This window comes from Algoriphagus algorifonticola, from assembly GCF_007655305.1.
Classification (GTDB): Bacteria; Bacteroidota; Bacteroidia; order Cytophagales; family Cyclobacteriaceae; genus Algoriphagus; species Algoriphagus algorifonticola.
In genome coordinates, this window is record NZ_VLOG01000048.1 from 108,341 (window position 1) to 117,845 (window position 9,505).

6 protein-coding genes are annotated in these 9,505 nt (G+C 42.9%); 3 read left to right on the forward strand and 3 right to left on the reverse strand.

The window, feature by feature from the left end; translation table 11 throughout:
* Position 1: 1 nt before the first annotated feature.
* Positions 2 to 805, reverse strand: a complete 804-nt coding sequence (locus FL972_RS12835; RefSeq protein ID WP_250161351.1) for a type IV toxin-antitoxin system AbiEi family antitoxin domain-containing protein — start codon at positions 803 to 805, stop codon at positions 2 to 4.
* Positions 806 to 1,124: 319 nt separating this feature from the next.
* Complete coding sequence (locus FL972_RS12840; protein ID WP_144605859.1) at positions 1,125 to 1,346, reverse strand: helix-turn-helix transcriptional regulator; 222 nt, start codon at positions 1,344 to 1,346, stop codon at positions 1,125 to 1,127.
* Between the two features lie 1,285 nt (positions 1,347 to 2,631).
* On the opposite strand from FL972_RS12840, the gene FL972_RS12845 reads away from it, so the two are divergent.
* From FL972_RS12845 to FL972_RS12855, 3 genes are all read left to right on the forward strand, one after another.
* The gene (locus tag FL972_RS12845; protein WP_222116036.1) at positions 2,632 to 4,449 is read left to right on the forward strand and encodes a TlpA family protein disulfide reductase; all 1,818 of its coding nucleotides are present in this window, start codon (positions 2,632 to 2,634) and stop codon (positions 4,447 to 4,449) included.
* Positions 4,450 to 4,451: 2 nt separating this feature from the next.
* On the forward strand, positions 4,452 to 7,643 hold the full coding sequence (locus tag FL972_RS12850; protein WP_144605861.1) for a SusC/RagA family TonB-linked outer membrane protein: 3,192 nt from the start codon (positions 4,452 to 4,454) through the stop codon (positions 7,641 to 7,643).
* Positions 7,644 to 7,760: 117 nt separating this feature from the next.
* Entirely contained in the window at positions 7,761 to 9,083 is a 1,323-nt protein-coding gene (locus tag FL972_RS12855; RefSeq protein WP_144605862.1) for a RagB/SusD family nutrient uptake outer membrane protein, read from the forward strand.
* 63 nt (positions 9,084 to 9,146) lie between these two features.
* On the opposite strand, the gene FL972_RS12860 is transcribed toward FL972_RS12855, so the two are convergent.
* Positions 9,147 to 9,422: a hypothetical protein gene (locus FL972_RS12860; protein ID WP_144605863.1), complete on the reverse strand. Its 276-nt coding sequence runs from the start codon at positions 9,420 to 9,422 to the stop codon at positions 9,147 to 9,149.
* Positions 9,423 to 9,505 lie beyond the last annotated feature (83 nt).

Genomic DNA, 9,505 nt, shown 5'->3' on the forward strand with positions numbered 1-9,505 from the left:
ATTAATAACAATTTTGGCTCACAATTTTTAATACCTCAGCTTCAGAAATATTCAATTTCAATTTCCACTCTGCATTGTATTTCCCGGTTTCCACACCTAATGGACCCAATGGATTGTAGGTTTGCGTAAGCTGGTCTTTGGCAAAACGGATAAAGGATTTCATTCCTTTTTTGTCTAGCATTTCAGATAAATAACCTATTCGATTAGTAGCTGCAAGATTGTTTACGGCCTTGCAGTATTCCATCATTTTGTCTTCAGAGACTTTCGCTGTGTCAAAAGCACGGATTAGGTCTGCAAAGCCGCCTGTGTGTTGAGGCAAGTCAAAGTAGTCCACTATAGTTTTCTCTATATCGGAAATAGCATAGCTATGGTTTCCATGGCCTTCTTTGATTATCCCTGTTTTTTTCTTGGGGGTTATTTTCACAAACTTGTAAGTCAACCCGAACACCTGTTTTGGTGGTTTTACTTTGGTGGTTTGAATAAATACGGAATTGGGAAACTGTTTGATAAGGCCGTGCAGGTTTAAAGCTGACCAATAAGCCAAAGCTCCATATTCCACAAGTCGGGTACCAATCACTTTTTCATCCCGAAAGTTGGAGCGGCAATATTTTCCACGTTCTATACGGGAAAGGATTTTTTTGTGTGATAGGTTTTCGACCAGTTCATTGAAATTGTCAAATTGGTGAGCCGACAATTCCTGTAGCTCCTGTAGAGTGAATATGTCCATCTCATATTCATCCAGCAAAAGCATCATCTCAATTTGGGGTTGTGTAAGATTTTCAGAAATGTATGTCCCTCTGGCCATTATATTTTGGTTCGGTATAAACCCTAAAAATCGGGTTTACCCTTTATCGAAATACTATTTGAATTTAAGTTTGTTTTTCAAAAAGTCAAGACCTGGCATTGATCAACAGATAAGCCTTGCAATTAAATCTCTGGCAATTTGTGTCAATGATTTTTGTATTGATCAGCCATTTTAAGTTTTGTACTGCTTTGGAGTTGCTTTTTCACCTTTAACCCATTTTGAACTTACAGGAAATACTTCTTTAATGCAATATATTCTTTTGGAGATGGGAAAAATTCGGTAGTTATTGCCAGACCTAGAAACCCAAATTCATCTGACTTTATATTTCGTTTTTTTCAAGATTGGGCACAAGTAGAATCCTCACATCAACTTGAAGGTAATCAGCTATTTCAAAAAGGGTTTCAATGGAGGGTTGAGATTTATTTGTTGCCCAATTTGAAACTGTCGTGGGTGCAACATTTAACTTTTCGGCTAGTTTTTTATTTTGCATCTTTTTTTCGGCCAAAACTACCTTTATTCTATTGAAATCCCTTTTTTCCATTTGAAAACTGCCAGTTTTCTCAAATATAGAAATTTAGAAAATAATTGTATTTGCAGTTAAATTTGTGTTTTATATAAAAAAAATGATGTAAAAAATTATAAAATATTTGTTTAACATTAATTTTTTATGTAAAATTGAAAAGAGAAATAAATTTTGATTTCTCTATTTTGCGAATTCTTCGAAAGAAATCGATGCATTTGCACTTTATCGTCTCGTCTTAGAAAACTGCCAATTTTCCAAATAGACGCGAGAAGTAAAGTGAAATGCTCACGCCTTTTGGCGTGGGCTCACTTTTCCGTGTCTAAGGTATGGCAGTACCACTAAGGCGGTAATTTGAGTTCCACGCCTCTTTTTTTGGCTTGGTCTCAACTTGGACATAGTTATAAACCCAAGTATCATGGAACAGACCTTGATTTTTTCTGGATTGACTTATTTCCCGGGAAGGAATTTTCGGAAGCGGTCTTTGTCTCAGCCTTTTGCTTCTTGGGACATGGAATTATTCATTCAGGGAATCAGCCCCTTTGACCGGCTCTTTCCCCGTAAACCCAAACAACCTATTTGAACCTATTTTTTCTCCCTGATTGCTTCCTAAGGGGCTTATATTACCCAAGGGGACTACCACCGATGATCAGGGAGTGACGTTATCCGTGATTGGTATAGTTATATCGTGGAATTGTCATGGAAATACAGTAGAAATATCCTAGAAATATAGCCAGCAAGCTGGCTGAAATAGACTCCTACTTCGAAGCTATTATTTCGCGAACGAAGAGAGCGTATTTCACAGAGTGTATTTCGCTGAAAGCATATTTCTAAAACCATCGAGCCTACTTAATAATGGCTCTTCGGACCACGAAAAAGATTCCTATTCCGGTAAATTTAGATAAGCCTTCCGCTGCAGAGGATTTTCGCTTATCACATTTAATCAATTTCTAATCAAGACCGACTGACCCGGATAACGATCTGGACTCAGTATGGGAGAGGTCTGTCCCCGTTATTGCCTGTACGCCTTAGGCGGGCAAGGAGGCAAACGAAAACCTTGTCTTTACAGGGATCTAAAAGCCGACGAAGCAATCTCATAGATGAGAGCTGTAACTCCAATGATGAGACTGCCGCGTCGCCTTTTGGGGCTCCTCCCGCACTATCGGGCAGGCGCAGTGACGGCCAAGACATCGGGCATCGGGCATCGGTCATCTAACAATTAATGAGCATGAAAAAAATTCTATTCACATGCTTCCTGGCATTGCTATGCCTTGTCGGAAGTGAAATTACCTGTTGGAGTCAAGTTGTGGACTCACCCCCAGCCGATGAGAAACAGTCCTCGGCAAGTTTTCGGGGCGGGGATTCCCGCTCCGAATTTAATCCACCGTACATATTTGGTTTAGTTGATAGCGATCCTGATTCGGGTGCAGGGGAGGAGGGAGTTATCCTCCAATCCGCCCCGGTCACGGTCTTCTCCAACAACAAGGGACGGGATCTTTCGAGCGGGGATTCGGGCTCGAAAAGCCTTGATTATCCCCAAAATTATCCCCTTGCCCCAGAGCGGGCAGAAGAAGCAGCTTACCTAGGAGCGGCTAATCACCCCGGGCGGGAGGAGTACAGCACTCCCGCCCAAAAGGGCGAGGAGATAGTCCGGCTTCAGCTGGAACTTACCCAAGAAAGCTCCCCGGACACCCTCTGGCTGACTTACTGGGATAAGCTATTAGTGGATCATGCCGAATTGACCCCGGGAAAAACGGTACCCCTAATCGCAGAACAAGGGGATTTTTTTGCAGGAAATTCCTCCCAAAAAGTTTATCGCTGGACGGGCCCTGCTGAGAAGCAGTTTTATATCAGTGTCAGAAACGAACGAAATTACCTCTTTCAATATTGGACCTGGTTCCCAGGGGATCAATTGCGTTTGCGTATTAATCCCGGTACAGGACAGGCACTTTTCCAAAGTCCCCAATCAAATTTTTTTGAAGCTCAATATGAACTGGACCGCCTTTCTAATCAATTCAGCTTCATCCAAGTGCCCCTAATGGTCAGTTCTAATCCTAACCAGATGCTATCAGATTCCTTAACTGCAGCTCTTTATCAGCGGGCGATGAAAAACAAGAGTCCTATTTCACCCTCTATGCAGATTTTAAAACCCGGTGAAAATGAGATGGACATTCTTACTGATTTAGTGAATAAGCCACTTCAGGAAAGTGATTTGATTGAATATGTCTCCAAATTAAGCGCAGGTTTGGAAGAAAGCCGGAAAAACTGGCTCAAACAGCGGGCATGGGCCTATTTGGGAGATCATTTTTTCCCAAGGATAAAGTTGGGAAAAAGGCTTTTTCATGATCCTGAATTCGAAACAGCTCTTCAGAAAAGGCTGGATGAGTTTTACTTAGTTGAAAACTCCGATGTTTTTGATCCGCTGTATGCGGAGCAAGTTTCTGAACTCATCAAGATTCAGGCAAGAATCCAGAACAAAACCCTGTCAGAGCTTACAGCAGAATACGCCCAGCGTTTCCGGGAATTTTTTTGGGCCACTTATGCGCTAGGTAATTTCAATAAACTAGAGAACAAACAAGGCGAGGTCATGGAATTGGCTTTAAGCAACAGCCAAAGCCCCTGGGTTCGGGACCTTTTAACAGATCGCATGAACACGGCACTAGAGGGGAGCAAAGTAGCTGTTGAACCCCTGCTGAATTGGGAGGGGAGGCCACTGGATCTAAAAGAATTTGAAGGTAAGACAGTGCTTCTTTCCTTTTGGATTTCGGGATGCAAGTTCTGTATGAATTATTATGAAAAGACCCTCTTGCCTGTCTTTGAGGAGTTGAAACACCGGGCAGATATTGTTTTTATATCCGTCAATTCAGACCCTAGTCCAAAATACTGGAAAAAAAATGCAGAATCAGGGCGCTATTCCCATCCCGAAATGATTCAGGCACACCAGAATTCGGGAACCGGGATTTTGGAAACCTTCCGAATAGCTTCCTTTCCCCAAAAACTACTAATCAATTCCAATTTTGAAGTAGCTCTCCTGACAGGCACCCAGTACTCCTCCGATATACTGATTGAAAAACTATTAGCGATCAGTCAGAAGATGAATCAATCAGAATCAAAAACCCAATAACCATGAACAAAACGATACTTTCCATGCTACTATGCCTGCTAATCGGGTATAGTCATGCACAAAACGAGATTTTCAGCGGAACCGTGTTATCCGCAGAAGACGATAGTCCATTGCCCGGTGCCTTGATTACCATTGATCAGGACAAGGAGATGGCCATTGCAGATGAAAAAGGCAGCTTCCAGCTTAATCTTTCGAATGGCACTTACCAGTTGAGAATCTCCTATTTAGGGATGAAACCAATGAGCCTAGAGCTGACCATCCCTTGGGAAGGCAGTACAGTGTTTAAATTGGAACCCGATGAATCCAATCTGGAAGAGGTCACGGTATTATCCACAGGTTATCAGGATTTACCTTCAGAAAGAGCTACAGGATCCTTTGCATCCCTAGATAAGGAATTGATCGATAGAAGAGTCAGTTCCAATCTGGTCGACCGGCTGGAGGATGTTACACCCGGATTAATTTTGAACAGGGGGCAAACTACGGGAAACGATCAAATATCCATAAGGGGGAGGTCAACACTATTTGCCAATACGGCCCCCTTAATTATTGTTGACAACTTCCCCTATGATGGTCCTTTGGAAAGCATCAACCCCAATGATGTGGAAAGCATCACGGTTCTCAAGGATGCAGCTGCCGCCTCCATTTGGGGGGCCCGGGCAGGTAATGGAGTAATTGTGATTACCACTCGTACCGGAATTGCAAGTTCTGTTCCGAAGGTTAGACTGAACTCCAATATAAATTTTATAGAAGAACGGGATCTGTTTTATGTTCCGCAGATGAACATGGGAGATTTTGTGGATATCCAGCAGCAGTTATTTGAAAATAATTTCTACCGGTCCTCTGAAAACTCTCCTGCTAATCCCGCATTACCTCCATTGGTAGAAACCCTGATCCAACTTCGGGATGGAGCAATTGATCAGAATGAGGCAGACCGGAGAATCGCCGGTTTTCGAAACAGTGATTTCAGAAATGATCTGGGGCGATACTATTACCGGGGAAGTTTAAATCAACAGCATAGCCTGTCAGTTCAGGGAGGTTCACAGAAAAACACCTATTTCTTTAGCCTAGGCTATGATAAAAACCTGCAGGGAGTAGTTGGAAACGACAATGACCGCTGGACGCTTCAAGCCAAAAATTCATGGAAATTCCTAAAGAACAAACTGACTTGGTCCGTTGGGGCCTACCTGTCCAAATCCGCCTCCCGAATTCGGACAGATGCACCTCAGGCAGACCCTTATACCTCCCTTTCTGATGAGCTTGGAAACCCTGTACCCATTTTCTCCAACTTATCCGAGCGATTCCTGAACAATGCCCAATCCGACAACCCTGACTTATTGGACTGGTACAATGTGCCTTTGAATGAAATCGGTATACTGGATCAGCGAAATGAGCAATGGGATGGGCGATTCCTTACAGGATTAAACTGGAATGTCGCCGAGGGGCTGAATGCCGAACTTTCTTATCAATACTGGACCAATCAGGGACAAAACCGAAACCGAAATCCACTGGAATCCTATTTTGTGCGGGATCTGATCAACAGGTTTTCCCAAATAGATGAGCAGGGAAGACTGACTCGTAATATTCCCCTGGGTGATGTGCTGGACTTGAGCACCAGCCGGAGCTATTCCCATACCCTCAGAGGGTTGATGAGATATCAGAAGCAGCTCAAACAGGACCATCAACTTAGCCTCCTGACAGGCTTTGAAATCCGTGATCTTCAATCTGAATTCAATGCTACCCGGTATTATGGATATAATGATGCACTGGGAACCAGTTCGGTGGTGGATTTGGTCAGCCGCTTTCCTTTGTATTCCAATTCCAGAAGTGAAACGACCATTCCACAGGGAAACAGCCATGGAGGAACGATTGACCGATTTATTTCATATTATGGCAATGCAGGATATACCTATCGCAACAAGTTGGATGTGACATTTAGTATCCGAAAGGATCAATCCAATTTCTTCGGGGTGCGGAGTAATCAGCGTGGTGTCCCACTTTGGTCGGCCGGATTGGGATGGACTCTTTCAGAAGAAAATCTCTTCGGATTTCTAAACGGCACCTACCTAAAGCTGCGGGGAAGTTACGGGTTTAGCGGAAACCTGGACAGGAGTCTTTCGGGACAAATGACTGCCAGTTATTTCAATACCCGATCTTCTTCATTTATTCCCAATCTTCCGGTGGCCAATATCGTCAATCCACCTAACCCGTCCCTGAGCTGGGAGCGTGTAGGAACATGGAATGTAGGCTTAGACTATGAGTCTCGATCGGGGGATTTTAGCCTTACCGGAGAATTTTTTGGAAAGAAAGGTATGGACCTTATAGGACCTTTTGGAGTCCCAGCTGCAACCGGGTTTATTGAGGTGACCGGAAACTTCGCAGAAACCTATACTTCTGGACTGGATTTTTTTGCCCGGAAGGACTGGTTTAAAAATAAATTTGGATGGACCACCCATTTTCTTTACTCCCATATAAAAGACCGGGTAAATAAAATGGATGTTGACCAAAGCGCCTCTGCACTGCTTTCAGCTGCATTCAGTGCCAGACCTGTCCCCATAGAAGGAAATCCATTATTTTCCATTTATTCCTATGAATGGGCTGGTCTGAATCCGGATAATGGGAATCCCCAGGGTATAGTGGACGGGGAACCCTCAGAAAATTATCGAGATATCATTACAGGGGCAAGCCCGGAAAATCTTGTTTTTCATGGACCTGCGAGACCAACCCATTTTGGTGCTATCCGAAATGATTTTACCTGGAAAGGCTTTCAGCTGTCGATCAATGTTTCCTACCGCTTGGGGTATTTTTATCGAAAGCGCTCGATAGACTACTTCTCCCTATTGCGGGGTCAAATTGGACATGGTGATTATGAAAACCGATGGAAAGTGCCGGGAGATGAGGCAAATACTTACGTTCCGTCCCTTCCTGAAAATGCAAATGCACTCAGACACTTATTTTATTCCAATTCCGCTGCTTTAATATTCAAAGGGGATCACATCCGATTGCAGGATATCCGTCTGTCTTATCAACTGGATCGAAGCTCAAGTTCATGGATGCCTTTCCAAAGAGCAGAAATCTATTCCTATGTAAACAATGTGGGGCTGCTTTGGAAAGCGAGTCCAGACGAATTGGATCCTGATTTTCAGACACAGGCTCCATTGAGAAGTTTTGCCATCGGTCTTAGAATCGATTTTTAAAATTAAAAGGGGTAAAAGGAACTAGTCAATACGGTTTGATTATGGTTTTACCGAAATGTCTTTCCCGGCAGCAGACAAACTGCCGCCCCATTTTCTAAAACATTAATCCTATTAAAAATGAAAAATAACATCATCTTAAATGCAGCATTGGCGTTTTTACTATTTAGTTCCTGCGAAGGCTTTTTGGATGAAAAACCCGATAAATCCATCTTGGTCCCTGAATCAGCGGCTGAATTTGATGCTCTTATTGACAATTTTGACGCTATTAACTATTCACCCGTAATTCCTTTTATCTATTCGGACGACTATTATGCCGACCCCTCAGGATATCAGCGATTTAATCCTTGGCAACAAAATGCTTATCAATGGGATATTGATCCTTTTTTGCCAACAGAAATCCCTCTTGACTACACCCTTATGTATCAGACTATTTTCAAAGCCAATGTATTGGTTGACGCAGTAGAGTCCAATCAGGACTGGTCATCGGTCGATAAAGACAGACTGCTGGGAAAAGCACTGTTTTGGAGGGCAAAATCTTATTTTGAATTGGCCGTGTTGCACATGCCAATTCCAGGACTGGGACAGGTAGAAGGAACCTTTGAACTGCCCCTTTCTTTATCGCCTGATTTAGATGAAGAGTATGTCTGGGAGGGTGCAGAAACCCTGTTTGGACAAATCTTAAATGATCTTGAATCTTCTCTCCCTTTATTGCCGGAATTAACAGAGTTGCCAACACAGCCATCCAGAAATTCCGCTTTGGCATTAATGGCCAGAATTTCACTTTACCTCGGAAAATTTGAAGAAGCCCAATCCTTTGCTCAGCAAGTAATCAGCAGTGGGGTAGAGCTTTTGGACTATAGGGAATTGGATATGTCCCAAACCTATCCTATTCCGCTATTTAACCCAGAGACTATTTTGTTTACCTGGATGGCACCTCAAGGGGTTATTTCTGGACCAAATGTAGCCAGAGTAGATTCACTCCTGTTAGCCCAATTTGATTCCATGGATTTAAGGAAGGATTTATTTGATTTTGTAAATGAACAGGAGGCAAGATTCAGGGGAAGTTATACCGGAAACTTTGATATATTCACAGGTATCGCTTTCGATGAAATTTTGCTCATTCATGCAGAAGCTTCCGAGAGACTGGGAAATTCAAGCACTGCACTAAGATCATTAAACAGATTGCTGGAAAAAAGAATCTTGGACTTTCAGGAATTAGAGCAAAGCAATGTGGATAATTTACTCGAAAGAATACTTGAAGAGCGGAGAAAATCACTTGTTTTTAGAGGTCAGCGATGGGCTGACATGAAAAGGTTGGCCTTTGTGGATGGTAGAGTCTTTAGGACTGAGCGGCTTCAGGATGGAGAAAGTGCTGAGTTTAGTGGAAACTTGGAGGACTATCAAATGCGTATTCCTCAACGGGAACTGGATTTTAAATAGAGAAAAAAATGGCCGGATTTGCACCGGCCATTACCTGTCTGATTCAAGGATCAAACTTCATAACTATTGCGCTAGCTCCAAATTATCTGGATCATTAACTACAAAAACCCGATCGGTTTCTCCAGAAATCGGGGATCCCATTCCAAAAGGCTGATCAAACAGACAGTCTTTTGTTGGGTCTGTATTACACTCATAGGTATCAGGCCCGGGATCAGTGTTAGTTACGTCATACCAGATGCCGTTTTCCTCCCCAAATTCCCCTGTGAGGGATTGAGGAGAAGTAAATGCAACAGCCGCAAACGCCGCCAGCACAAAAGCCAGCAACGGAAGTTTACTCATTAGTTTATTCATAATCATGCACCCTTTTTTAACACATCAAAAAGGGACAAACCGTTTTGGTTGTTTGCCTACTCTAACAAGGG